General features: G+C 41.3%; 27 protein-coding genes and 1 pseudogene. 4 read left to right on the forward strand and 24 right to left on the reverse strand.

The features are described from left to right. Positions 1-136: 136 nt before the first annotated feature. Positions 137-769 carry a DUF421 domain-containing protein gene (locus SM122_RS03980; protein ID WP_272107339.1) on the reverse strand — a complete coding sequence of 211 codons (633 nt, stop codon included), beginning with the start codon at positions 767-769 and terminating at the stop codon, positions 137-139. Then, the gene (locus tag SM122_RS03985; protein ID WP_070505831.1) at positions 766-1,233 is read right to left on the reverse strand and encodes a DUF3290 family protein; all 468 of its coding nucleotides are present in this window, start codon (positions 1,231-1,233) and stop codon (positions 766-768) included. The genes SM122_RS03980 and SM122_RS03985 overlap by 4 nt, the downstream gene beginning before the upstream one ends. Positions 1,234-1,368: 135 nt before the next feature. Here SM122_RS03985 and SM122_RS03990 point away from each other — a divergent pair, with 135 nt between their 5' ends. The 3 genes from SM122_RS03990 (at position 1,369) to SM122_RS04000 (ending at position 3,358) form a co-directional block, all read left to right on the forward strand. Then, the gene (locus tag SM122_RS03990) at positions 1,369-2,196 is read left to right on the forward strand and encodes an exodeoxyribonuclease III (RefSeq protein ID WP_070505833.1); all 828 of its coding nucleotides are present in this window, start codon (positions 1,369-1,371) and stop codon (positions 2,194-2,196) included. 11 nt (positions 2,197-2,207) lie between these two features. Continuing rightward, a complete protein-coding gene (locus SM122_RS03995; protein ID WP_070505835.1) occupies positions 2,208-2,594 on the forward strand; it encodes a bleomycin resistance protein in 387 nt (128 codons plus the stop codon). A 170-nt stretch (positions 2,595-2,764) separates the two neighbouring features. Continuing rightward, positions 2,765-3,358: a helix-turn-helix domain-containing protein gene (locus SM122_RS04000; RefSeq protein ID WP_031577145.1), complete on the forward strand. Its 594-nt coding sequence runs from the start codon at positions 2,765-2,767 to the stop codon at positions 3,356-3,358. 106 nt (positions 3,359-3,464) lie between these two features. On the opposite strand, the pseudogene SM122_RS04005 reads toward SM122_RS04000, so the two are convergent. From SM122_RS04005 to SM122_RS04090, 18 genes and pseudogenes are all read right to left on the reverse strand, one after another. Next, a pseudogene (locus tag SM122_RS04005) lies at positions 3,465-3,674 on the reverse strand (PaaI family thioesterase); the annotation flags it as partial. A 168-nt stretch (positions 3,675-3,842) separates the two neighbouring features. Continuing rightward, on the reverse strand, positions 3,843-5,810 hold the full coding sequence (locus SM122_RS04010) for a peptide ABC transporter substrate-binding protein (RefSeq protein WP_324737815.1): 1,968 nt from the start codon (positions 5,808-5,810) through the stop codon (positions 3,843-3,845). 266 nt (positions 5,811-6,076) lie between these two features. After that, positions 6,077-6,700 carry an endonuclease III gene (gene nth, locus SM122_RS04015; protein WP_049506625.1) on the reverse strand — a complete coding sequence of 208 codons (624 nt, stop codon included), beginning with the start codon at positions 6,698-6,700 and terminating at the stop codon, positions 6,077-6,079. A gap of 104 nt (positions 6,701-6,804) precedes the next feature. After that, complete coding sequence (locus tag SM122_RS04020; protein ID WP_049473168.1) at positions 6,805-7,113, reverse strand: YjgN family protein; 309 nt, start codon at positions 7,111-7,113, stop codon at positions 6,805-6,807. A gap of 22 nt (positions 7,114-7,135) precedes the next feature. Continuing rightward, positions 7,136-7,828 carry a 5'-methylthioadenosine/adenosylhomocysteine nucleosidase gene (locus tag SM122_RS04025; protein ID WP_155168895.1) on the reverse strand — a complete coding sequence of 231 codons (693 nt, stop codon included), beginning with the start codon at positions 7,826-7,828 and terminating at the stop codon, positions 7,136-7,138. 24 nt (positions 7,829-7,852) lie between these two features. Next, positions 7,853-8,188: a cell wall synthase accessory phosphoprotein MacP gene (gene macP, locus SM122_RS04030; RefSeq protein ID WP_155168893.1), complete on the reverse strand. Its 336-nt coding sequence runs from the start codon at positions 8,186-8,188 to the stop codon at positions 7,853-7,855. 11 nt (positions 8,189-8,199) lie between these two features. After that, entirely contained in the window at positions 8,200-8,745 is a 546-nt protein-coding gene (locus tag SM122_RS04035) for an NUDIX hydrolase (protein ID WP_070666328.1), read from the reverse strand. A 9-nt stretch (positions 8,746-8,754) separates the two neighbouring features. After that, a complete protein-coding gene (gene glmU, locus SM122_RS04040; RefSeq protein WP_155168891.1) occupies positions 8,755-10,134 on the reverse strand; it encodes a bifunctional UDP-N-acetylglucosamine diphosphorylase/glucosamine-1-phosphate N-acetyltransferase GlmU in 1,380 nt (459 codons plus the stop codon). Positions 10,135-10,535: 401 nt separating this feature from the next. After that, positions 10,536-10,976 carry an ASCH domain-containing protein gene (locus SM122_RS04045; protein WP_155168889.1) on the reverse strand — a complete coding sequence of 147 codons (441 nt, stop codon included), beginning with the start codon at positions 10,974-10,976 and terminating at the stop codon, positions 10,536-10,538. Then, complete coding sequence (locus SM122_RS04050; RefSeq protein WP_049483425.1) at positions 10,973-11,470, reverse strand: NUDIX hydrolase; 498 nt, start codon at positions 11,468-11,470, stop codon at positions 10,973-10,975. Before SM122_RS04050 ends, SM122_RS04045 begins: the two co-directional genes overlap by 4 nt. A 125-nt stretch (positions 11,471-11,595) precedes the next feature. After that, complete coding sequence (locus SM122_RS04055; RefSeq protein ID WP_229042347.1) at positions 11,596-12,771, reverse strand: ABC transporter permease; 1,176 nt, start codon at positions 12,769-12,771, stop codon at positions 11,596-11,598. Between the two features lie 4 nt (positions 12,772-12,775). Further along, positions 12,776-13,435 (reverse strand): ABC transporter ATP-binding protein, encoded by a 660-nt coding sequence (locus tag SM122_RS04060; RefSeq protein ID WP_049483424.1) that lies wholly within the window; start codon positions 13,433-13,435, stop codon positions 12,776-12,778. A gap of 381 nt (positions 13,436-13,816) precedes the next feature. Beyond that, a complete protein-coding gene (locus tag SM122_RS04065; protein WP_155168888.1) occupies positions 13,817-14,515 on the reverse strand; it encodes a 3-oxoacyl-ACP reductase in 699 nt (232 codons plus the stop codon). Beyond that, complete coding sequence (locus SM122_RS04070) at positions 14,508-14,744, reverse strand: DUF2829 domain-containing protein (protein WP_000141913.1); 237 nt, start codon at positions 14,742-14,744, stop codon at positions 14,508-14,510. Before SM122_RS04070 ends, SM122_RS04065 begins: the two co-directional genes overlap by 8 nt. A gap of 105 nt (positions 14,745-14,849) precedes the next feature. Next, entirely contained in the window at positions 14,850-16,241 is a 1,392-nt protein-coding gene (locus tag SM122_RS04075; RefSeq protein WP_155168886.1) for an APC family permease, read from the reverse strand. A 77-nt stretch (positions 16,242-16,318) separates the two neighbouring features. Beyond that, entirely contained in the window at positions 16,319-17,149 is an 831-nt protein-coding gene (locus SM122_RS04080; RefSeq protein ID WP_003006164.1) for a hypothetical protein, read from the reverse strand. Then, positions 17,146-17,946: a hypothetical protein gene (locus tag SM122_RS04085; RefSeq protein WP_324737816.1), complete on the reverse strand. Its 801-nt coding sequence runs from the start codon at positions 17,944-17,946 to the stop codon at positions 17,146-17,148. Before SM122_RS04085 ends, SM122_RS04080 begins: the two co-directional genes overlap by 4 nt. Further along, entirely contained in the window at positions 17,940-18,269 is a 330-nt protein-coding gene (locus SM122_RS04090) for a PadR family transcriptional regulator (protein WP_003012258.1), read from the reverse strand. The genes SM122_RS04085 and SM122_RS04090 overlap by 7 nt, the downstream gene beginning before the upstream one ends. Positions 18,270-18,528: 259 nt before the next feature. Here SM122_RS04090 and SM122_RS04095 point away from each other — a divergent pair, with 259 nt between their 5' ends. After that, positions 18,529-20,493: a peptide ABC transporter substrate-binding protein gene (locus SM122_RS04095; protein ID WP_150905657.1), complete on the forward strand. Its 1,965-nt coding sequence runs from the start codon at positions 18,529-18,531 to the stop codon at positions 20,491-20,493. Positions 20,494-20,592: 99 nt separating this feature from the next. Here the strand turns inward: SM122_RS04095 and SM122_RS04100 are convergent, their stop codons facing one another. The 4 genes from SM122_RS04100 to SM122_RS04115 form a co-directional block, all read right to left on the reverse strand. After that, positions 20,593-22,596, reverse strand: a complete 2,004-nt coding sequence (locus SM122_RS04100) for an FtsX-like permease family protein (protein WP_129299576.1) — start codon at positions 22,594-22,596, stop codon at positions 20,593-20,595. Beyond that, positions 22,589-23,356 carry an ABC transporter ATP-binding protein gene (locus SM122_RS04105; protein WP_031576714.1) on the reverse strand — a complete coding sequence of 256 codons (768 nt, stop codon included), beginning with the start codon at positions 23,354-23,356 and terminating at the stop codon, positions 22,589-22,591. Before SM122_RS04105 ends, SM122_RS04100 begins: the two co-directional genes overlap by 8 nt. Positions 23,357-23,535: 179 nt before the next feature. After that, a complete protein-coding gene (locus SM122_RS04110; RefSeq protein WP_155168877.1) occupies positions 23,536-24,105 on the reverse strand; it encodes a hypothetical protein in 570 nt (189 codons plus the stop codon). 213 nt (positions 24,106-24,318) lie between these two features. After that, positions 24,319-25,437, reverse strand: a complete 1,119-nt coding sequence (locus SM122_RS04115; RefSeq protein ID WP_324737817.1) for a DUF4767 domain-containing protein — start codon at positions 25,435-25,437, stop codon at positions 24,319-24,321. Positions 25,438-25,476: the final 39 nt, after the last annotated feature.

Raw genomic sequence — 25,476 nt, forward strand, 5'->3', positions numbered from 1 at the left:
GTCCCACCTCCGCACAGTTGAGTAGGGCTGTAAAAGCTGATGAAATCAGCGCAGTAGAGCCCACTCAACCACTGCGTCTTGCTCTACAATCCTAAAATAATTGAGAGGCTAGGACTTTTGTCCCAGCCTCCTTCTTCTAATATGTCACAACATTGATTTTTCCTTTGTCATACTCAGCAATGAAAATATCCAAAACGTTGTCATAGCCTTCTTTTTCCAATTCAGCTAGCAACCACTCTTCACTTTTCCCAATTGTTTCCAAAATTTCAAGCTGAACCACACCATCCGTAATGATTGGGTATTTAGGATTTTCATCCCCCGCACGGACAACGATCATTTGACCGTTTTGTTCAATGACAGCTCGTTTCACTCCCTTTAATTGGAAAATTCCTTGTGAACGCAATTTCAAGGCAACGTCTGAAGCAGAAAGTCCCTTGGATCGACAAGCTTCCGGATCAAGCTTCCCATTTTTGATAATGACAGTTGGTTTGCCATCGATCAAGTGCTTCATAAAACGGACATTGGTATTGAGCCATTTTAAGAGCAAGATCAAAATAGTCCACATCAAGAGAATCACTATGTATTGAAGAATGGTAATGGAGCTATTGTAAATCACCCCACCAATAATTCCCCCCAGAACATAGTTCTGTATCTGGTCTACTGCAGAACTTGGTGCTAAGTTTCCTTTCCCGGTCACATTGATCACAAATACCAAGGAAATCAAGCCAAGAGCTAATTTAATCAAAATGGTTATAAAATTTACTGTCATTTGTTCACCTCCACAAGTTCTACGTCTGTTTTATATAGATCCATCTTTTCTAATAGATAGCGATCCGGGTCAGAGCCTGCGATAGCTCGGTAATAAACCTCTCCAACTTTCAGAATCGCCCCATCTGTGGCCGCTGAAGTATTGACATAGACATCTTCTTTTTTGACATCCAACTCCTTTGAGATGACTTCAATAAAATGGAGTGAGCGTTGGAACTGGTCATTATTACTTTGGCTATATTGAAAATTGCTGATACTGATCAAGACCACTACCACCAGAGTTAAAATGGAGATAATAGACAATTCGCGGAATTTGCTATCGTGCTTATTGCTATCGTGCTTATTCCGATAGGCTTTCGCCACAAAAAAACCAGTCAGAAGAATGAGCAAGCCAGATATCCCAATGGTCACCCAGTTTTGCTGGCTGATCTGACTCAATACATAGTCATAAGAGTAAAATTTCATAAACAACTCCCTTTCTCCAAATGAATTCAAGCTATTATAACGGATTTTATAAGAATTTTCAAGGCATTGTGATCAGGAAATCATTAAAATTTTGTTATAATAAAACTATCAATTATGTCAAGAAAAGGAAACACAATGAAACTCATTTCATGGAATATCGACTCGCTAAACGCTGCATTGACTAGCGACTCAGCACGCGCCAAACTCTCTCAAGAAGTCCTTCAAACCTTGGTTGCTGAGGATGCGGATATCATTGCCATTCAAGAAACCAAGTTATCCGCCAAAGGTCCTACTAAAAAACACCTCGAAATCCTTGAGGAGCTCTTCCCTGGCTACGAAAATACCTGGCGTTCCTCTCAAGAGCCTGCTCGCAAAGGCTATGCTGGAACCATGTTCCTCTATAAAAAAGAACTTACTCCCATTGTGACTTTCCCAGAAATCGGAGCTCCTTCGACCATGGACTTGGAAGGTCGGATCATTACACTAGAATTTGATCACTTTTTCGTGACTCAGGTCTACACACCAAACGCTGGTGATGGACTCAAACGTTTGGAAGAACGTCAAGTCTGGGATGTCAAATATGCGGAATACTTGACTGAACTAGACAAGCAAAAGCCTGTTCTTGCTACAGGTGACTACAATGTCGCTCACAAGGAAATCGACCTCGCCAACCCTGCCAGCAACCGCCGTTCACCAGGTTTCACAGACGAAGAACGTGAAGGATTTACAAATCTTTTGGCCAAAGGATTTACAGATACCTTCCGCCATGTCCATGGTGATGTCCCAGAACGCTACACTTGGTGGGCACAACGAAGTAAAACCTCAAAAATCAACAACACAGGCTGGAGAATCGACTATTGGTTGACCTCAAACCGCATTGCTGACAAGGTCACTAAATCAGATATGATTGACTCAGGCGCTCGTCAAGATCATACACCAATTGTGATGGAGATTGAACTCTAAGGAGAAAGCTAATGGACTATCAAGCTGTCATCCCCGAATTTGTGGTATCCAACATCGAAAAATCGCGCTACTTCTACTGCAACTTGCTGGGCTTCTCTGTCGAATACGAACGCCCCGAGGAGAAATTTCTCTTCCTCTCCCTTGAAGACTGCCAACTCATGTTAGAAGAAGGCGACGCAGAAGAATTAGCTCAGCTGACTTATCCTTTCGGGCGTGGTGTCAATATTTCCTTTGGCATTGAGGATGTTCCTCAGCTCCACCAAAAACTGCTGGAAGCTGACTATCACATCCATCGTCCCCTGACCAAAAGAAAATTTCGTGTTGACGACCATTTTATCTATCCTCATGAATTTGCAGTTTTAGACCCAGATGGCTATTTTTTAAGATTTAGTGAATAAGAAAAAGGAGGTTGTTGGCCTCTTTTTCAGTAAGTAAATATAAATTGACAGAACTGTAAATCCAGTGACAGAAACCTTTGCTAAAGCCCATGAAATCAGCATGTCAAAGAACTTTGATAGCCATTTTTTGTATAATTGAGTAGAATGAAATCAGAAAGCGAGGAAATCTTATGCAAGTCGGAAAGCAGATCCAGCACTATCGTAAAGAGAAAAATTTATCTCAAGATGATTTGGCTGAAATCATCTTTGTCAGCCGTCAATCCATTTCCAACTGGGAACGCGGAGCAACCTACCCTGATATTCAAAACCTGCTTTTACTGAGCAAGGTCTTTGAAGTGTCATTGGACCAACTCATAAAAGGAGATGTGGAAACCATGAAACAAATTATTCACGACCAAGAATTTATGCGCTATCAAAAAGATGGAGTGGTTTTTACCATTTTACTAATTGGAAGTCCTATAATAATGATTCCTCTAATTCTTTATCTGGAATGGTTCGGTATCGCTATTAGTTGCTTGATTTATGCTATCACAATGTTCTACGCCCTACGCATTGAGAAATTTAAGAAACAGCATAATCTTCGTACCTTTCGCCAGATTGTCGCCTATGATCAAGGACGCAGCCTGAGCGAGATTGAAGAAGCCGAGGAAAGGGGCAAGGCTCCTTACCAAAATATTATCCTTCCTGTTCTATTTTGCCTTGGAATTGGAGCTATTGCTCTGTTGTTTTCTTGGCTCTTACTGACTTTCTTCCCTATCAAATAAAAGCGAAGTCATCAGACCTCGCTTTTCAAATGTCTTTAAAGTTATAGAGTTGCGGATAGTGATCACACTCGGGATTTTTGGGATGTAACTTCCTACTCATGCTTTCCTATATCCTCACCTGTCTATCTTCAGACCGTTGGCCTGTGACAAACATGGTGAAGGTTGCCTTGCAGACATTTCGGTCATCTTGGTTGGTGATATCTACATCGACGACACAGGTTGTACGACCTTGATGGACACATTCCCCCCTGATGGTTAGGACATCCCCTAGATTGCCAGCTTTCAAATAGTTGATAGAAGACTGGAGCGTCCCACCTCCGCACAGTTGAGTAGGGCTGTAAAAGCTGATGAAATCAGCGTAGTAGAGTCCACTCAACCACTGCGTCTTGCTCGACAATCCAAAAATAATTAAGAGGCTAGGACTTTTGTCCCAGCCTCGACTTTTTTATCTTCATTGATAGACCAATGATTGATTTTTTATTTTTTATTTTTTCTTCTCAATGTGATCTTTGAGATCTTCTTGAGCTTTTTTATTGGATTCTGCTTTTTTCTTCAACCATTCTTCTTTGGCCTTGTTAAAGTCTTTGGTTGTGACAACATCTTTGGACATTTCAAGGTATTTGTAGAATGTTCCTGTTCCTTTTGTACCAACCCATGAAGCAGCACGACTGTATGGTACGGTCCGTTGAAGCATTGGAGAACCACCATTTGAAACAGTTGGAAGCGTAATCGCACTATCCGTCAACCAAGCTTGTGCTGCTGCATATTTTTCGTAGCGTTTTGCTTGATCCAACAATTCAGCATCGGCATCTTTCAACATGTTAGCGTATTGATCCAAACCAACTGCTGCAATGGCTGGATTATTTGAACCTGCATCAATACCAAGATAGTAGAAGACAGAACCATTTACTGGGCTGATACTTTCGAGGTAAGTCGATGGGTCTTGGTAGTCAGGAGCCCAACCACCGCCTGAGATATCGTAATCTCTCGCAGCAGCAGTATCGCTGAAGTAGGTGATATTTTGGAAATCATCATCCGAAACCTTTTGAAGGTCTACAACGACATTGTCTGCACCAAGCGCTGACTCTACAGATTGTTTGAAGGAGCTCGCTTGTTGGACCATGCTGTTGTCCACTTGGCTGACAATGTAGTCCAAATGAATTGGGAATTGAACGCCTTGTTTTTGCAATTCAGCTTTGGCTTTCGCAAAGGAAGCTTTGGCTTTTTCTGGGTTGTAAAGGCTCGTTTGACCATCGGCCAGGCTCACACCCTTCCATTGATCCCCATAGGTAACCAATTGTTTTTCAACGACTTTACCAAAATCTTCTCCATTGACTTGGACATAAGTTGGTGGCACCAAAGTGCTACGAAGGGTATTTTCAGCCGCATCAGATCCAGATACTTGTGCCGCATATGATTTGCGGTCAAAGCCAAAGTTCACCGCTTGACGGAAGTCCTTGTTCAGAATTGCTTTCTTAGTAGAAGCTTTTTGTTCATCCGTTGTTTTGGCAGTGTGGTCATACTTTTGACGGTCCAAGTTGAATCCAAGATAGTAGGATGTTCCCAATTGCAAACCGTAGACAATGTTGTCGCCAAAGTTTTTCTTGACACTCTTATAAGTCGAGCTGTTTGGCATAACAGATGCAAAGGAATATTGACCTTTTTCAAAGTTTTTAATGATAGAATCTGGGTTTGATCCATCGTTAAAGGTCAATTTGACATTGTCGATATGAACATTTTTCGCATCGTAATAGTCTTTGTTCTTGACCAATTCAATTTCAGATTTTGAAGTCAAAGATTTCAAGTAGAATGGACCATTGTATAAGATGCTGCTAGGTTTCAAAGAACCAAAATCTTTTCCTTGAGATTTCAAGAAATCCGCATTGACTGGGAAAAGAACACCTGAGGTTGTTTTTGAGTTCCAGAAGCTTTCTGGACGAACCAAAGTATATTGGATGGTGTGGTCGTCTAAGGCTTTGACACCAACTGTGTTAAAGTCTTTGGTTTCCCCTTTTACGTAGGCATCCAAACCTTTGATCGAATTTTGAATCAAGAAGAGACCTTCTGATTTAGACTCAACCGCGTGTTTGATCCCTGTAACAAAGTCTTGAGCCGTTACAGCACCATATTCTTCTCCTTCACTCGTATACCATTTGGCATCCTTACGAAGTTTGTAAGTATAGGTTAATCCATCTTCAGAGACAGTCCAATCTTCTGCTAGACTTGGCACAAAGTTTCCGTATCGGTCGTTTTCAAGAAGACCATCTACAAGGTTACTTGTGACATCTGAAGTTGTTGTACGAGTTGCAGCGATGTAATCCAAGGTATTTGGATCTGCTGAATAGACGAATGAGTAGGTTGCTTGATTGCTACTACCACCGCCACATGCTGCTAAAAGAAAGGCACCTGCAACAGAAACTCCTGCAAGAGCTAACAGTTTTTTTGCTTTCATCACTATCTCCTTATGTTAGATTTTCTACCATTATACACTATTTCTTAAAAAAAACCAAATTTATTTAAAAAAAGTTCGTTATTTCTGAATGAATATAATAAGATATAAAGAAAAAGCATCTTGAAATCGATCTCAAAGAAGCCGGATAGGGGAGTCTAGGCACCTACCACCAGATCCAACAAAGATATCACCTTTCAATCATTTTAATAAATATACGTTTCATCACAAAAAAGAACCTCTGCACTTTCGAGCAGAGGAACTGATTCCTAATCAAAATGATAGAGTTGAGGATACTGGTCACATTCAGGATTTTTAGGATGGCAGATGGCCCGTCCAAAGTAAATCATGGCTTGGTGAGCCGCCAGCCATTCGCTCTTTGGCAGAACATCCATGACCCGCTTTTCAACTTCCAATGGCGTCGCTGATTTCTTGACAATATCATGGTGCTTGCAGATCCGCTCCACATGGGTATCGACAGCAAAAGCTGGAATCCCAAATCCTACACTCATGACGACATTAGCTGTTTTCCGTCCTACTCCTGCCAGGCTTTCTAACTCTTCACGAGTCTGAGGCACCTGCCCATCAAAGTTGTCTAGCAATTGTTGGGCACATTTTTTGAGAAATTTGGCCTTATTTCGATAGAGACCTAATTTAGAAATATGCTTGGCGATAGCTGCTTCACTGGCTGCTGCCATGGCTTGTGGGGTTGGAAAAGCCGCAAACAAACCTGGTGTCGCTTTATTAACAGCCGCATCAGTCGTCTGAGCAGAGAGCATGACTGCCACTAATAATTCAAAATGATTACGAAAATCCAGACTCGGTTTAGCATCTGGAAAAAGGGCGATAATTTCTTCAATCACATGACGTGCCCGTTTCTTTGATAAAACCATCATTTCTCCTTTACACTACTAGTCCTTATTATAGCATGAAAGCACCCTATTTCTGAAAGAATCGGCTTCAGAAAAAGACTAGTCCGTAGACGAGTCCTTTTCAATTAGTCTATAAAATGAGTATGCTTGGTAATCCATTGAGTGACCTTGATATTTAACCAGAACACATAGATCCCAAATGTAATGATGGTAAAGAACCACCATTTGATCCAATTTCCAAATAACTGCATAGCCGTGCCGTCAAAGTACTGACGACGACCATCAATCACGGTATGCTTGACCTTCCAGTTATACATAATGCACACGCCCCAAGGAGCACAAATCCCAAAAGTAAATACTGTAATGAAGGTTGCTAATAAAACATGGCCAATATATGAAAATAAGCCTCCATCAAAATACGATTCACGATACATGGTCCATCTCCCTATATTTTTTCTACACCAATCTCTTCAAGAAGGTAATCAGGATTTGAGCAGAGCGTTCGCCAGCCTCTACGATAAATTCATCAAAAGAAATATTGGCTGCGTGATCTGCCGTATCACTCATCGCTCGGATGACCATGAAGGGACGTCCAGCTGCATGAGCGGCTTGGGCAATAGCTGCCCCTTCCATCTCAACTGCTAATACTTCTGGGAAATGCTCCCGAATTGTTGCGACTTTTTCTTCACTCGCGATAAAGCTATCTCCTGTTGTAATCAAGCCCACATGTGTGGTTGCAGCTTCTTCTTCCAGAACTTTTTTCATCTCTGAAACAAAATAGCGACTGGATTCAAAGTAAAGTGGTTGACCTGCCATTTGACCATACTTGTAGCCAAAGGCTGTCACATCCACATCATGATAAGCCAATTTGTCTGCAAGGACGATATCCCCAACAGCCATTCCCGGTGCAACCGCACCTGCAGAACCCGTATTGATAATGGCTTCCACCTTAAAATCATTGGCCAAGACTGCTACACTCATAGCAGACATGACTTTTCCGATACCACTTTCAACCAAAACGACCTCATGGCGTCCAATAGATCCTGTATAGTAGACTTTTCCAAGACGCAGATGCTTTTCCCCATTTTCAAGGGCTTCAACCAAGATCTTCAACTCCTGGGGCATGGCTGCGATAATTCCAATTTTCATGTCATTTCTCTCCTTGTAACGACCTTATAGACGCCAAATAGCAATAATTAAAACAATGAGGAGCACAATGATCCAGAACAAAATCTTATTGAGTTTGGATTGGACCACACTTTGTTTGCGCTCTTCAATACGACGACTCTTGGTCACTGTGGGCTCCACTTGGATCTGCACAGTATCCTGAGAATAACGCTCTTGTGGACGCTCCATACGACTCTCTCTCATAGGACGTTCATAGCCAAATCCCCTGTGGTCTGTTCGAATAATTTTCGTCTCTTCAGCATCGACCATTTTAGGACCGGTGATGTCCTCGCCTCGCCTTGCTCGTTCAATCATTTCATCGGTTAATAAAGGTTTTCCCATCGGATCCTCCTCTATTTATTGATTAAGTCCCAATATTGGATGGCCATGATGGTTTTGGCATCACAGATTTCGCCAGTTTGGATCAAATCTTTCGCTTCCTTCAAGGTCACTTCTAATAACTCTAAGGTCTCATCCGCATCTTGTGGACGTGGATTTTCCACCTTTTTCAAGTTGGTCGCACCATAAAGTTTGATCCGCTCATTACAAAATCCAATGGCAGAATAAAAATCATACAATAACTCTAGATCCGCTGTGTAGCCAATTTCTTCTTCCAATTCACGCAGAGCAGCTGCTTGGGGATCTGCATTTTCTCCCTTTTCTAACTTCCCTGCTGGAATCTCCACTGAGGTCCTTTCAATCGCCTTGCGGTACTGCTTGACCAAGATCGTTTTCCCATCTTCTGTGATCGGCAAAATCGCTACTGCTCCATTATGGAAGATTAAATCACGCTGCGCTTGGCCTTTTCCAGCGGGTAGTTCTACTTGATCAGTGACCACTTGGAAAATCGGTCCCTGATAAATCTCCTTGCGCTCAATGGTTTTTTCTTCAAATTGCATGAGAATCTCCTATTTATTTTTAGGATGGTGTGGCAAGCGAAGGGCATACTCTTCTTTATTCACTTGACGGCCACGACCAATCGCAATCGCATCAGCTGGTACATCCTTGGTAATGGTTGATCCAGCACCGACTAAGGAATTGTCGCCTAATTCAACTGGCGCAATGATCGTCGAATTGGAGCCGACAAAGACATTGTTTCCAATCGTCGTTTTAAACTTATGTTGGCCATCATAATTCACTGTGATGGTTCCTGCACCAAAGTTAACGTTGCTGCCGACTTCACAGTTGCCAATGTAGGTCAAATGACCTGCTTTGGTATTTTCGCCAATAGACGAACCTTTGACTTCGACAAAGTTTCCAATATGGACATCTTTGGCGAGGCTAGATCCTGGACGAATATGAGCGTATGGTCCTACCGTCACGCCATCAGCTACCGTGCTCTCTTCAATCATAGAGTTAGTGATGACAGCAGCTGCCCCAATTTCACTGTCCACAATATAGGTTCCATTGGTTAAGACTGTTTCAGCCCCAATTTTTGTGTGTCCTTTTAGGGTAACATTGGCTTCGATTTGTACCTCAGGAGCGATTTCAACATCGACATCGATATAGGCTGCATCCGGATTGACAAAGCTCACCCCATTGACCATGTGGGCTTGGTTAATGCGACGACGCATGATGCCTTCTGCTGTCGCAAGGGCCACGCGGTCGTTAACCCCGAGACTTTCATCAAAGTCTTTGAGCGTATAGGCTCCAACTTTCTCTCCTGCTTCTCGGAAAATCCCAATCACATCTGTGATGTAGTATTCACCTTGGGCATTGTTGGTATTGATATTCTTCAAAGCTTCAAAGAGGCGGGCATTGTCAAAGACATAAGTCCCTGTATTGATTTCTTTGATTTGTTTTTCAAAATCTGTCGCATCTTTTTGCTCGACGATGCGAAGCACTTCCGCATTGTCATTACGAACAATCCGGCCATAGCCAAATGGATTAGCTGCTTCGGCTGTCAAAATCGTTGCCACATTCTTGTGGTTGATATGGAAGTCGATCAAGTGTTTGAGACTGTCACCCGTAATCAAAGGAGTATCTCCTGCAATGACGAGGGTATGCCCTTCAAGACCTTTCAAGACTGGCTCTGCCATCATGACCGCATGACCAGTTCCCAATTGTTCGGTTTGTTTGACAAACTCTGTTTGTCCCGCTAAGACTTGCTCTACCAATTCCGCCTTGTGGCCCACAACTGTTACAGTCTTTTCTGGTGAGATGGCTCCAACACTACGGAAGACATGCTCCAACATAGAGATCCCTGCAACCTTATGGAGAACCTTGGGCAGATCTGATTTCATACGGGTACCTTTCCCCGCTGCTAAAATAATGGCATAATTTGGCATAACATTTCTCTTTTCTGTACAATATCGTACTTATTATACCATTTTTCACCCCTTTTGGAAAATAAGACCAGATCAAAAAACTCTACTAGAAGGAGAGTTAGATTAAGATCATATCTTCGTTGAGACTTTCCTTAGGTGAGTACGGACATTAGGTGAAATTATCCAGTGGATGATTTCAGCAATCCAGGAAGTTCCATGATTTAGTTTTGAACCTAAAGTTTCAAAACTCCCGAGCGCTTGAAACTTTAGGTTTCAAGCACTTTTCTCACAGCGGAAAGTCTCAAAAAATCTTTTAATAGTTCTAAGAACTGGGCAGTATTTTTAGCTTGACACAATCACTAGCTATTTTTTAATAGAAAACAGTTATTCTCTTTTCTGATTTTCTAAAAGAAAAAAGTGTTCTATAATGGATAAACCTTGCGAAATTCTTCTAAAACCACCTTGCTATCAGGTGTAAAAGTTAGTCCCGCTTCTCCTAAGCAGTCTTTGAAAAAGTCTTCATGAACCTGACGCCAATAAGCTAGAGATTTGTCTCCTTCACCTTCCTTATAGGCATGGTCAGCTGACACTTGATGGAAAGGCTGAACAGAAACCTTTGTAATTTCGACAATGCAGACAGCTTGATCCTTACTGTCTAAAACAACATCAAAGGTCCCTTCTTGTGGAAGGGGTTCGTCCTCTACTGCGTAGAGGTCATGAGCTGAGGCTGTTGCTGTTTTTTCGCCTTTAAAGACCAGTTCCGCTAAAAGGTCTGGGTCCACTCCAAAGGCCCAGGCATCTATCTCATCTCCAATAGAGGGATTGATTTGCTTGTAGGCATTCCACATTTCTTGAGGTGTCATAGGTTCTCCTTTTTTTCTTTTACCTTCCAATTTCTATAGCTTGTCAGTTCTAATTCTGGAAATCCTCCTAACTCTGCCTTCACCTTCAATACTAAAGGAGAAGCATTGTCGGCAGTAATGTCTTCCACATTCAACCAAATGGCATTGGCTGAATCATTAGTCCCATCAAGAACCTCCTGAGGAAGGGATTGTTGAGAGCTCTCGAAATCGAGTACGATATCATAAAAGGCCATGATATGGTGTACGGCGAAGTCTTGCCCTTCTTCTTGAACCATCACATCGTAAATTCTAGGATTTGAATAACTGCTAAGAGAATATCCTGTCTCTTCCAGAACTTCTCTCTTGAGGGTTTCTGTCAGTCCCTCACCTGGTTCTTGACTACCACCAGGTAAATCAAAACGATGCTGATAAGGTCCTCTCGTTTTCTCAATGCAGAGCAGTTTCCCTTCTTGAACACAGACTCCGTAAACGCCAAAGTGATTTTTGATTTCCATCAAATCCTCCTACTTTCATTTAAATCTCAGTCGATAGTGAAATCAGTATAGATATTCTTTTTGCAACACCATCTCTGATTGCCACTAATCATTTCTTCTCTATTGATTTAATACTTTTTCAATATCTATTTTAGTAATTTTTTAGATACCAAAAATCCTGCAAAAACTGAAGTGAGAATCCCTATTAATACTGGGAACAACAATCTGATAAGTTCAATATCTAGTGGTAATCCACTCAAAAAGATGATCAAATAAGAAATAGCAATTCCTATCACCAATCCCGCGCTTGTGCCTCGTACTCCCATCATGAAGCTTTCAAATAAATATATTCTTTTTATCTGTCGATCAGATGCACCGATGATTTTAAAAGTTGCGATCTGTTTATAATTCTCCTGAATGGTAATAGCTAGAATATTGATAATATTAATAATCGCTACAATAGAGATAAGAACTATGATTAATAGGATAAAAAGGTCGATGTAGGAAAACCATCTGGATAGCATATTGATAACATCCTGTTGTGTTGCTACAACAACATCTAATCCTGTCCCTGATAAAGATTGTTTTAAATTTTCATTTTTTAAAACAATCTTTTCTATCCTGTTTGCTGCCTCATTTAAATCGGTTCCATTTTTTACAGTAGCATTCAGATAGTAATACTTATTTGATGAAACGCTACTACTTTTTACATTGATTGCCATCATTTGATTTATTTCTGTTGGCAAGGTAGAAAATAACTGCGCTACTTGCTTGTCTATAATGCCAGAAATTACAAACTTTACATTATGATTATCAATCTTAATAGTCACCGTATCTCCGACATTCATTGATGTAGCCTTGTGTACGGAATCTCCGATTAATATTTCATTGTTCTTCTCTGGAAATTTCCCTTCAGCAATTCTAATATTCAGGTTTTTTAAATACTTTTCTTCTAGACAATGGATAGTATTGGAAACCGATGTCTTACCATTTTGGAATTTGATATCATCCGTAAATAATAGTTTTACACCAGTAATATTTTTTACTTCATCTATTTTTTTAACTCGATTAATATCATCACTAGAAAATAAAGGTAAAGCTTTATAATTCAGAGAATTTTCTTTATTACCAAAGGCAACAGTAACAACATTTTTATTTGCTACAGTCATTTCTTTAATCATTTTATTATAGAAAGAATTAGAAATGAGCATCACTAAAACAATTAGTAAAACAGAGATCGCTATTGACAGTCGAACTAATCTATATCTTCGTTTGTTAACTTCTAAATCTCTTTTAGCAATGAATAATATGGAATGATTCATTTTATCATCTCCTTACGTACTCAATTTTGCCATCTACAACTGTGCAAATAGACTGCATACTACTGGCCACTTTATCACTATGAGTTACTGTTATAATCGTGATACCTAACTCCTCATTGATCCGCTTCAACAATTCTATTATATTTTGTTCGTTAGCAGCGTCTAAATTACCAGTAGGTTCATCCGCTATCAATATTTCTGGATTGTTAATAAGAGCTCTTGCCAAAGCAACTCTTTGTTTTTCACCTCCACTAATCTTATCAATACTCTTACTTAATATTTCCTTTGAAAGGCCTAGAGTGTTACAAATTTCGTTAATGTTATTCTCTCCATTTTCAAAAAAATATCTTGGAAGTAGAATATTCTCTTTCACCGTGAAACCTGAAATCAAATTAAAGTTTTGGAAGACACAGCCAATATTCCTACGCCTTACCTTACTCAAATTTTTCATATCTAAAATGGAACTACCACAGACTAAGATATCCCCCTCATTTAAACTGGTAATCCCTAATATTACTTTAACAAGAGTAGTTTTTCCTAATCCAGAACGGCCAACTATTGCAGTCGTGCTACCTTTTTTAAATTCAAAATTACAATTTTTGAAAATATATCTGACATTCGATCCATCACTAAAACATTTAGTAACATTCACTAATTTAATCATGACTTCACCTTCATTCCACAATAACTTAGCAAATCAATTGTACTATTCGTTTCTTCTAAAACAATCTCTTAAGGTTTCAGGTAGCCCATTCAAAAAGTTCTTCTGAACTTACCCTCAGTTATCTTCATAATTGTTATTATCCCTGTCTTTTTTTGGTGAAATAGGCTAGATCTCCATCGTGACCAATCATAAAGAAATCTGATTCATCCTGATCACTCTGGTAGGTTTAATTTCGTTCAGTAAGATCTTCTTTAGCATAGAGATAAATACCTGTCTCTCCACTGTCCTAACTTAATTGTTCACCTAGGTTTGATCCTCTTTCAGTAAGGAAAAAACAATTACATTTCTTAGCAAGATTTCAACTCTTGCTTTTTCATCCTCCTACTTCAAACTCCACCCGCCATCAATGGTCAGGATTTGTCCCTGCATGGCAGATGCCTTCCCGCTAGCCAAAAAGAGGCTGACTTCTGCCACTTCTTCTGGCTCTATCCAGCGTTTGATGGGCGTTTCACTAGCTACCCAGTCTGCTAGGCCACCTGGTTCAAAGTCTGCTGCGGTCATGCCTGTTTTGACGGCTCCTGGTGCGATGCCAAAGACCTGAACCCCAGCTTCTGCATAATCCAGGGCCAACTGCTTGGTAAAACCTGCTAAGGCATGCTTGGAGGAAGTATAAGCGTGGCCGCCTCCTCCTGCTAGGCTAGAAGCAATGGAGCACATATTGATGATAATCCCTTGCTTCTTCTCCAACATTTGGGGCAGATAATATCGTGTCAGCTCTACCGGAGTCACATAGTTGATCTCAAAGATCTCCTGAATCTCCTGTGCCCTTTGCTCGAGAAGCGGTTTGTAATCATCCAATACACCCGCTGTATTGCACAAGACATCTACCTCAGGACACCAGTCGAAAATCGGCGTCAAATCAAGAGTTAAGTCCCGCTGCAAGAAGTGAAAATCACCTGCTAACTGAGGATCCGCTCCCTGATCCACCCCATAGACCTGGTAGCCCTTTTCTAGAAAGAGGCGAGCTTGAGCCAGACCAATCCCGGAACTCACGCCTGTAATCAAGACTCCTTTAGTCATGGACTTCCACCCAATCTGTCGCTAAGACATCACAAGGGGTTGGACTCCACATAGAAAAGCCTTCCCCTTCACCAGACACGTTAATGAGGAAATAAGGTGTCACTTCCAGAGCCACCCCATTTTGCTCAATGGTATCAAAAAGTTGGACGTAGTTTTCTGCTCCACCCCAGCCCGTACGTACGTATTTTTTCTTGGCCTTTAAGCCTGGTAAAATCTCTTCAAATGTCATGTTTTTTCTCCTTTGTTATCTATTTAACTTTCTCCCTTTATTATACCAAAAAAAGAGCTTTCCCTATACAAAAAGCCAGAGTCCTTCTACTCTAGCTTTCATCTTTTATTTATGTTCTTCTGAATGGCGATACCCATAGCCAAAATAAATTCCAGCCCCAATCAGGAGAGCAACTCCAAAGGCCAGCCAGGTCGATAGAGAATACTGGGTCATAAAGGACACACAGACCACAATTGATAGGATTGGCAAGACCGGAACCAAAGGCGTTTTAAATTCACCAGGTCCAGGAGCCCCGTGTTCCTTGCGCAATTTCAAGAGGGCGAAGGCCAACATAACCAGGTAAGCCAAGGTACAGATATTTAAAAAGGAAGCGATACTAGCTAGCGGAAAAACTCCACCAGCAATGGCAGCCATCAATCCAGCGACCAAGGTCGCATTTTTGGGAATTCTGGTTTTAGGATCGAGCTGTTTCATCGCTTTCGGCAAAAGGCCATCTCGCGCCAAACTGTAAATCATCCGTGAGAGGGCAAAGGTCATCGAAATGCAGACGGTAATCAGGGTCAAAATAGCGACCAACGATACATAATTCCCTGCCCAGCCAGCTCCGACCTGACGAAGGGCAAAGGCAACCGCGTCTTCTACATTTAAGTTCTTAAAAGGAACCATACCGGTCAAAACCAGGGTGACCAAGATATAAAGAACGGTTGTGATCAAGAGACTGAGGACAATCCCGCGAGGGACGTTCTTTTGTGGTTCCTTGATTTCGTCGACCGCCATTGAAATGGACTCAAAACCAAGAAAGGCAAAGAACATGAGCGAAGCACCAGCCATAATCCCTGTCTGACCACCATAGATTTCGCCAAATCCATACGGAGCAAAGTTTTCCCAGTTGCTAGGATTTAGATGAAAAATCCCCACAAGGATAAACAAGGCAAGAGCGGAGAACTTGAGTAAGACCAGCAAGGAATTAAAACGTAAGACCGCTTTTGCATTCATAAGAACTAAGGCAGTTACGAGGACCATGACCAAAATAGGCAAGAGATCCACATAAGTTCCCTTAGCTGGATCAAAAGTCCCGTTTAAAGCCGTCGGCAGACTCCAGCCAAGATTGGCCAACAAGCCCTTGAAATAAGCAGCCCAACCTGAAGCCACCCCTGATACGGCTGTCATAAATTCCATCACGGTCAACCAACCGGCAATCCAGGCGGGAAACTCTCCAAAGATGGCATAGAGGTAACTATAGGCTCCACCAGTTGAAGGGATGCGAGACGCAAATTCAGCAAAGAAAAGGGCAGATAAGCCGACGCAAAAAGCCGCAATCACAATCGAAATAATGAGGGCTGGACCAGCTAAATTCGCCGCTGCAGTCCCCGTAATCGTGAAGATCCCTGTCCCCACCATGGCACCGATTCCTAAAATAATTAAATCCCACAACCGTAAATGACGGTTTAGAGCCGGGTGTACTTGCCCGAGACTTTTTTTTCGAAAAATATTCATGTCTATTCTCCCATCTATTGAGTTTATTCTATCATACTTGGAAGAGAAAAGGGAGACACTTTCTCCCCCTTTTCTTTCTATTTATCACTTTCAGTCCTATTCTTTTTCAAAGAACGAATCGTAAACCAATAATAAATAACCAGCCCAAAGATGATGATCACTGTGGGCAGAAGAACTGTCATACCAAGATTCTGAACTCCTTGTGCCAAGGTCCAGCGATGTAAGAATCCAACCACTAAAAAGGCAATGATAGGAAAGACGAAGGCTCTGCCAAGCTCTTCTTTCCATTGCCAAAGAATGAGAGCTCCACTAGCTCCTGTCATAAGGAGAGTATCCCATGGATTCGGCACTGTCAACCAAGCAAGTGCTGGTAAGAAACGGACCCCCACGATCTCACTAGCGAAATAGACTCCTAAAACCAAAACGATTGCCACATGGATTACTTTTTTCGACTTTACTTCTGCAAAAATGAGGCGACGAAGGAGATAGAAGAGTAGCCCAATTGCTAGGAGTCCCAAAATGATGTCGGTTAAATAGACTAGAGGCTTGAGCACAAGGACCGCTTGTGAAGCAAAATCACTTAAGAGGCGATAAAAAATCACAATTCCCGAGATGATCGCCCCATATTTTAGAACAGATCGCGTGGATTCTTTAGGCATGTTCTCTATGATTTGGTCTGCCATTTCCTTTGGATCGAGACCAAAATAGTCCTTGGCCGTCCATCCATCCGCTCCTGCTTGCGAAAAATCTAGTGCTAAATTATAGACCTGCTCTCTCAAAGCCTTCTCCTCATATAAGAAACCGGCGAAATTGAAATAATCCCAGAGATCTTGGAAATAAGCTTGGTCCTCTTGGCTAAAGGTTTGAACCAAAGCCTGCGTTTCTTCATAATAAATAACTGATGTCATCTTTCTTCCCCCTTTCTTTGGAGACGAAATACAACGAAGGTAAGGACTAGTCCTATGAGAGGAAGTAGCCAGCCTAATAAGTGAGCAGTTTCCTGATTCACAAGACGAATCCAGCATCCCGTAACTAGGAAAGTCAGGCCCATGACTAGTAGACTCGTCATCAAACGCTCCCTGCTTCTATAAGCCATAACCGCAAACCCAAGTAGGACTAGGACAGCAAGAACAACCGCCCAACCATCTGATAAGAAGAGACTCCCAATGTGGCCAAAATAAATCGAAAATAGTCGTACGATGTTCAGAAATACCATCAGGCAGATCACACTGATAAAAATAGCCCAAGACCACTTCATTTCACCATAGCTCTGTTTGGACCAAAGCCACGTGATGAACTGGCTAAACACCAAGAAATTGAGGAGAATGACAATATAGGTTAAGGGTTCGATTTTCAGTGGTGTCATCCAGGTGAAATCCATTAAATAACGCATGCCAACTAAGATCACTCCAATTAGGAAGACGAGTCCCACATAAGATCCTAAAGAGCGTTTAGGCAAATCTGAAAGAACTTGATCCACCATCGCCCGTGGATCCTTTCCAAAATAATCCACTGCCCGAATGCCTTCTTTTTCAGCAACTTTCAGGTCGCAAACCATATTGTAGAGTTGTTCACCGAGTGCTTCATCATCATAAAAATAGGATTTGGCCCCAATATAGGCCACCATTTTTTTCACATAGGCTTGATCCTCTTTGTTTAGATGAATCAATTCATCTGACATTTTTTCGGTATAACTTTCTACCATTCTTCTCCCTCCTTCTTGATACGTTCTACTTTTGTGACTAGCTCCTGCCACTGGTCCCAAAATTCCTCTAAGCGCTCTCTTCCAGCATCACTGAGTGAAAAATACTTGCGATCAGGACCATCTGGAGACGGCCTCATTTCCCCATGAATGACCCCTTGTTTTTCTAATTTTTGAAGCAGGGGATAAATGGTCCCAGCGACAATCTTATCAAATCCCATCTCTTTGAGACTTTGGATCAATTCATAGCCATAGATAGCCTTTTTGGAAATAATCTCCAGCACACAGCCCTCCAAGACTCCCTTTAGTAATTGGGACTCTTTCATCCTTCTCACCTCTTTCTTCACATTTTTCACTAGTTTGTTTTACATACTAGTTTGCTCACTATCAGTATACTCTTTCTTTACTAGTATGTAAAGCATAATAGTAATTTTTTAAAAAAATTTTTATTCCTTAAAAATCCCTTAAAATCAAGGGTTTTACTGTATAGTGGTGTGTAAATATACAAAAAAAGTTCAAAAAACACTTTATTTTGTAGATTGATTGGAGTATAATAATTAAAATTATTCAAAAGGAGACACGAATATGAAAAAATCGAAGCTTGCTCTTTTAGCAGGTGTCGCCGCGGCTTCAACGCTTTTCCTTGCTGCATGTGGCTCATCTTCTAATGCGTCAAAAGGGACTACTTACAACTACGTGTATGGTACAGACCCTGATTCCTTGAACTATTTGACTTCAAATCGTTCAACTACAAGCGACATTACAACCAACTTGGTCGATGGTTTGTTTGAAAACGATCAATACGGTAACTTAGTGCCTGCTCTTGCTGAGGACTGGTCCGTTTCAAAAGACGGTCTGACTTATACTTACAAGCTTCGAAAAGATGCGAAGTGGTATGATTCAGAAGGAAATGAATACGCTGACGTCACTGCACAAGATTTCGTGACATCTCTAAAATACGTAGCAGATAAAAAATCGGATGCTCTTTACTTGGTTCAAAACTCGGTCAAAGGCTTGGATGACTATGTAAACGGGAAAACCAAAGACTTCTCAACTGTTGGGGTAAAAGCTGTTGATGATCACACTCTTCAATACACTTTGAACCAACCAGAATCTTTCTGGAATTCTAAATTGACGACTGCTACCATGATGCCAGTTAATGAAAAATTCTTGGAATCAGCTGGGAAAGACTTTGGTAGCGTGAAACCAAATGGTATCCTCTACAATGGTCCATACATTTTGAAATCCTTCACTTCAAAATCACAAATCGAGTTGGATAAAAACCCTGATTACTACGACAAGAAAAATGTTCACATCGATACGGTTAAATTGACTTACTTCGATGGATCTGACCAAGACTATCTTGCTCGTAACTTCTCAGATGGGAACCTATCTACTGCTCGTCTCTTCCCAACAAGCTCAACTTACAGCACAATTGAGAAGAAATTCAAGGATAACATCGTTTATACACCTCAAGATTCTACTGTTTACTACGCTTACTTCAACGTTAACCGTCAAAACTACGGTCATACGAAGAAGACGTCTGATGAGCAAAAGAACAGTACTAAGACAGCTCTTCAAAACAAGAATTTCCGTCAAGCCTTGAACTTTGCTTTAGACAGAACTTCCTACAGCGCTCAAGTTAACGGGAAAGACGGAGCATCAAAAACTCTACGTACCCTTCTAGTTCCACCAACATTTGTGCAAGCCAACGGAAAAGACTTCGGTACGCTCGTTGAAGAAAAACTTGCCGCAACAGGAGATGAGTGGAAAGGTGTTAGCTTTGCTGACGCGCAAGATAGCTTGCATAATGCGGATAAAGCCAAAGCGGAACTTGAAAAAGCGAAATCTGAATTGCAATCACAAGGTGTTCAATTCCCAATCCATATCGACTATGTCGTAGACCAATCTTCTAATGCTCTTGTCCAACAAGCAGACTCTATGAAGAGTTCTATTGAAACAGCTCTTGGTAAAGACAATGTCGTGATCGATGTACAAAAATTGTCTACAGACGATGCAGACAACGCTACTTACTTCGCCCAATCACCAGATCAAAAAGACTTTGATATGGATATCACAGGTTGGGGACCTGACTTCCAAGATCCATCTACTTACTTGGATATCTTGAACCCAACAGATGGTTCAACCTTGACTGGTATGGGACTTGATCCTAAGAAAGACCAAGCTCTCATCGAAAAAATTGGTTTGAACCAATACAAAGAATTGTTGGATGCTGCTAATGCTGAAAAATTGGATACCAATGCGCGTTATGAAAAATACGCTGCTGCCCAAGCTTGGTTGACTGAAAACGCAATGGTACTTCCAATCTACTCTAAGGGTGGAGTTCCATCTATCACGAAGGTAACGCCATTCTCAGCAGCAAATTCTGCAATTGGTATTAAAGGTGAATCAAGCTTCTTCAAATACCAAAAAGTTCAAGATAAGACAGTTACAACTGCTGATTACGAAAAAGCTTATAAGAATTGGTTGAAAGAAAAAGAAGAATCAAACAAAAAAGCGCAAGAAGAACTTGCAAAACACGTGAAATAATCGTGATAGAAAACACCGGGGATTTGATCCTCGGTGTTTTTTGTGCTAACAAAATGTTGTATGTTTCATCTTATTTCTAATCTTTTATAGACTCGAACGCTACCTCACGACAATCTTCCGATAACTTCTAGAAGTCAGAAGAAAGACAAGGACATAGGAGATGAAGAAGACAGCGCAGATAGAAAGAGTTGTTTGAAGCACCAAGCCCGCATTGGTTGCTCCTAAGATAGCAACGATTTTTGCGATCATCTTGTAGGCTACTCCTAGGTACAGGAAGGAGAAGAATAATGGAAGAAAAAAGACAGTGAGTATCTGTTTGCGAATGGTGGTGCCGGTTTGCTTTTGGTCCAATCCTACTTGTTGCAAGATCACAAAATTATCTCGATCCTCATGACCCTCTGAAATCTGCTTGTAGTAAATCACGAGAACTGTAGCTAATAGAAAGATCGCCGATAGAAAAATCCCGATAAATAGAAGAGTCCCTGCTGTTTCACGCCAATCTTTCTCTATACTGTATCGATCAAATCCACCAAAATAAGTCGCACCATATTGACTGATTTTGTCTGTCGAATACAGCTCTTTGATCAAGCCAGAAATAAAATCTTGGTTATCTTTATTTTTAGCAGTAATAGAGAATTCCAAATTTTTATCAACTTTTAGTCCCAGTTGGTTCAAGTCAGGGAGGACCAGGTACAAGCCCATTTGGTGTTGAAACAGGTCGGATTGAGGGAGTTTCCCTTGGATAAAATTGGAGTTTAGTTTTTCTTTAATCGTGAAGGTCTTCCCATTGATTTCTAATTGTGCGTCTAATTTTCCAGGATATTGATACCCATAGGCTAGGATTTCATTTTCCCCAAGCTCAACTTTTTGACCGGTCAGTTGCTCATAAGTCGCCTGATCAAAAAAGTAGACTGTTCCTTCTGACTTCAACTCCTGACCAGTTGATGGAGTGGACTGGTCATTCACCTCTAAGCTCCTTCCATCAATCTTTCGAATTTCAGCCGACCAGTATGTAGTCTGTGCCACCTGATAATCTGATAGATGTGTCGCATCGGCTGTTTTCTTAATTTGAGCTTGAACATCCTCAATAACCGATTCTGTTTCAGCATCTGAAGGCATATGCCCCACACTAATCATGTAATCAGAAGGGTAAACCGTATCTAGGTAATTCTGCCCTCCAATAAAGATATTGAGCGACCCGGTTAAGGTGACCAAGACCATGGTGGATAGAATACTAATGGTCGCAAGGCCCGCTGCATTTTTTCGCATCCGAGCTATTAAGTTGGAGACAGATATAAAATTCTCTGGCTTGTAATAGTAGGATTTCCGACCTTTGAGAAATCTTAAGAAGGTAATAGAGCCTGCGTTGAATAAGAGATAAGTCGCTAGAATGACCAAGATGACGGCAATAAAGAATCCTTGGACAGCCGCAACTGGCCGCTCAACGGTTAGCGCTATATAAAACGCAATTCCTAAGAGCCCAAGTCCTAACAGAGTTTGAACCAGCAAGAAGCGTCCCTTCTTCTCTCCTGCTTTCTTTTGCTGCATAAGGTGGAGGGAACTGTAGCGCAAGAGGCGGAAAGAATTCAACAAGAGAATGAGGCCAAAAGCTAAGGCTAACCCAAGTAAAGTGTTAAGAACAGCCTCTATCTGGAAGGTTGATTGAATGACGACTGGTAAACCCATACATTTTAGAAGCAAGGCGAAAATCAAGCGATCAAACAAGAGTCCCAAACCCAGTCCTACTCCAACTGTGAGAACATAGAAGAAGAGCAATTCCCATAAGGTCATGATGAGGAGATGCTTCTTCTCCATTCCCAGAACACTGTAGAGTCCCAGTTCTTTGGAACGATTTTTCATGACGTAGCCATTGGCATAAGCCACCAAAATGATGACGACCAGCTGGACGACGAAACTGCCAAAACCAAGAACAGTTCTCGCCGATCCCCCTCCGTAAGAATCCTCTAAATGAGGGGTCAATGACAAGGCGATAAAACTATAAAGGATCATGGTCGTTAAAATGACAGCTATAGCGAAAGGATAATACAACTTTCGATTTTGTTTGAGGTTGGAAAGTGCTAATTTACTTGTTAATTTAAACATCAGGATCCTCCTTTCCCGCCATGACCGTCAGAGTATCTGAGATTTCTTGGAACATCTGACGCTCTGTCTTTTCCCCACGAAAGATCTGGTTGTAAAGAATCCCGTCCTTGATAAAGAGCACGCGCTTGGCCCGAGCTGCTGCTGCGGTTGAGTGGGTCACCATGAGAATGGTTTGCCCCATGGTATTGATATCTTCAAAGACATCTAGCAAAGCTGCCGAAGACTTGGAATCCAGCGCCCCTGTTGGCTCATCCGCAAGAAGGATTTCAGGTGAGGTGATGATGGCCCGTGCTACGGCTACCCGTTGTTTTTGTCCACCAGAGATTTCGTAAGGGTATTTTTCTAAGAGCTGGTGAATGCCCAACTCCCGACTCACGCTATCGACCTTACTCATCATTTCCTTGATTGGTCTGCGGGAAAGGACCAAGGGCAGGAGGATATTGTCCTTGACAGATAAGGTGTCGAGCAGGTTGAAATCTTGAAAGACAAAGCCTAGTTTTTCCCGGCGGAAGCTGGAGGCGTCCTTGTTTTTGATGGTTGAGGTATCGGTGCCATTGAGGTAGACCCGCCCTTCCGTCGGCTGATCCAGCATGGCTAGGATATTGAGGAGGGTGGATTTCCCGGATCCTGATTCCCCCATGATAGCCACGTACTCACCCTTTTCCACGGTGAAGTGAATATCCTTTAAGGCTTCAACCTGCGTTCCTTGAAAGCGGGTTTTGTAAATTTTTTTGATATGTTGAACGTCTAGTAGGGTCATGGTCCATTCCTTTCTAGCTCGATAAAAGCTTCAATCGTTTTTTACAAATCTATTGTACTAAAACTGAAACGCTTTCACCATAACATAACCTTACATTTTACCCTTTATTTCTTACATTTTTGTAAGAAAGCAAAAAAACAGGCTAGAGCTTGAGGCCCTAACCTATCTTTATTTATGAATTATTCATCATCTGAAGATGAAGAAATATATGGTGAAATTGCTTGATAAGCAGTTTCAAGAGCTTGTTCCATTGCATCACGAGAAGATTTCAATTGTTGTACAAAAATAGTACGCCCTTGTTCAGGAACAACTGTATCATCTGAACCACCAGTTGAAAGTGCTGAATCAAATTGAGTTTTTGATTCGTCCAGTGTCTTGAGAGCTGGCTCTACTTGTTGAGTATATATAGATCTATGTGATTCTGGAATTTGATCGCCAAGATCTTGAGCATATTTTTTATAGTTATCCACTAATTTACTATAAAGAGTTTTCATATCACCAATTGTTTTGGCGTTATCGATTTCTTCATCAGTCAACAAGACAATTTCTGGAATTTTAACAGAAGAGGTTGCTGATTTAGATGATTTTGATGAACTGCTTGATTTGCTTTCTGAAGTAGATGATTTTTCTACTTTGCTAGAAGAAGCTTTTGCATCTTTACTTGATGATTCTGAAGCAGTTTTACCAGAACAAGCTGCTAACGTTGCAACGGACAAGAGAGCCACACCGGCTGTAAGAAGTTTTTTCATATTTTTTCTCCTATAAATAAAGAATGAATATATTTTAAATGATTTTCCTTTAATTGTCAAACATTTTCTGTTTTCAAATACTTATGAACCGCTAATTATCACTAGTTTTTAACATATTTTATATCCTAAAAATTATTTCTTTTATTGTATTTTTATTTATTATTTGAATAAACAAAACCAGAAAAACAGTCTTTTTCTGGTTTATTCTTCTTTTTATTGATGAAGCAACTGTGTAAATTCTTCTTGAAGTTCCTTGTTGTCCGTTGGTTTTAGATACATCTTTCCACCATTGGTCGTTGGAGAATGAAAGACAATACCTTCTCCTGTATCTGTAATGGCAAAGAAATAACTATGCACATCTGGATACTTGTCCCAATTGCTATAGCGTTCCACGATGCGGTATTTTGCATTTCCCTGACCAGTATCTGTATAAATGGCATCCATCTTACTATTTTCCCCTAGAGTATAGAGGTTGTCTGGGCCTACATCACCGCCAGCGATGCCTTTTTGGTAGTTGGGTTGGCCCATCTTTTCGCCCCAGGTCTTCATAAATTCTGCTAATTTTGCTGATTTCTCAGCGTTCCAAGGCGTTTTTTCCTGGCTTTGGCTATTTCCCGCTGATGGTGTGCTGTCAAAAGTTTGCCAGTCAAAACTCTTGAGATCCAGTTTATCTTCATCCGATTTCCCAAAGAGGGCATTCAGATCTGAACCAGGTACTTGGACTTCTTCTTCCTGGACTTTGGTCGCGGCTTGAGGCGTCTTTTCTATCCGTGAGAGCACAGCTACCCCACGGCCAGTTCCTGACATCCAGCTGATTTCTAAGACTTCTCCTCCCTTATAGAGGGTCGTCGCATTGCGTGCTCCACCGTGTCCAGCGACGAAACCTTCAGCTAGTAGAGTCGGTTTTTGGCCCTTGAGATAGTAGACTCCCGTCACAAAGTAGCTTCCATCGGTCTGCTGATTGGCGATGATCATCTCATCTACCCCATCGTTATTTAAGTCCTTAAAGGCATAGCGAACGGCATCTGGCTGATTGATCACGGTCTCGATCACCCAGCTATTGATCATACGATCTTCTTTGGCTAATGCATCATTCAATTTGGAAATAGCATCTAAATCTTTTGAAGTGGCAAAAATCCTTTGGTAGTCTGAAAAAACAGACTGGTATAATTGTTTGTTATCTGCTTTTTTGGCTTGTTTTTTTGCTGAAGTCTGGCTTGTTGCAGCCTCTTTTTTGGGACTGGACTGGCGTTGGTATCTCTGGTAACATCCTGTTAACATGACCATACTCGAAGCCACTAAGCCCAATTGCACCCATTGTTTTCTTTTCATCTTATTTCCTATAATCTCCCCTATTTTCATACTAAACTT

The organism is Streptococcus gingivalis, assembly GCF_035544715.1.
Lineage (GTDB): Bacteria > Bacillota > Bacilli > Lactobacillales > Streptococcaceae > Streptococcus > Streptococcus gingivalis.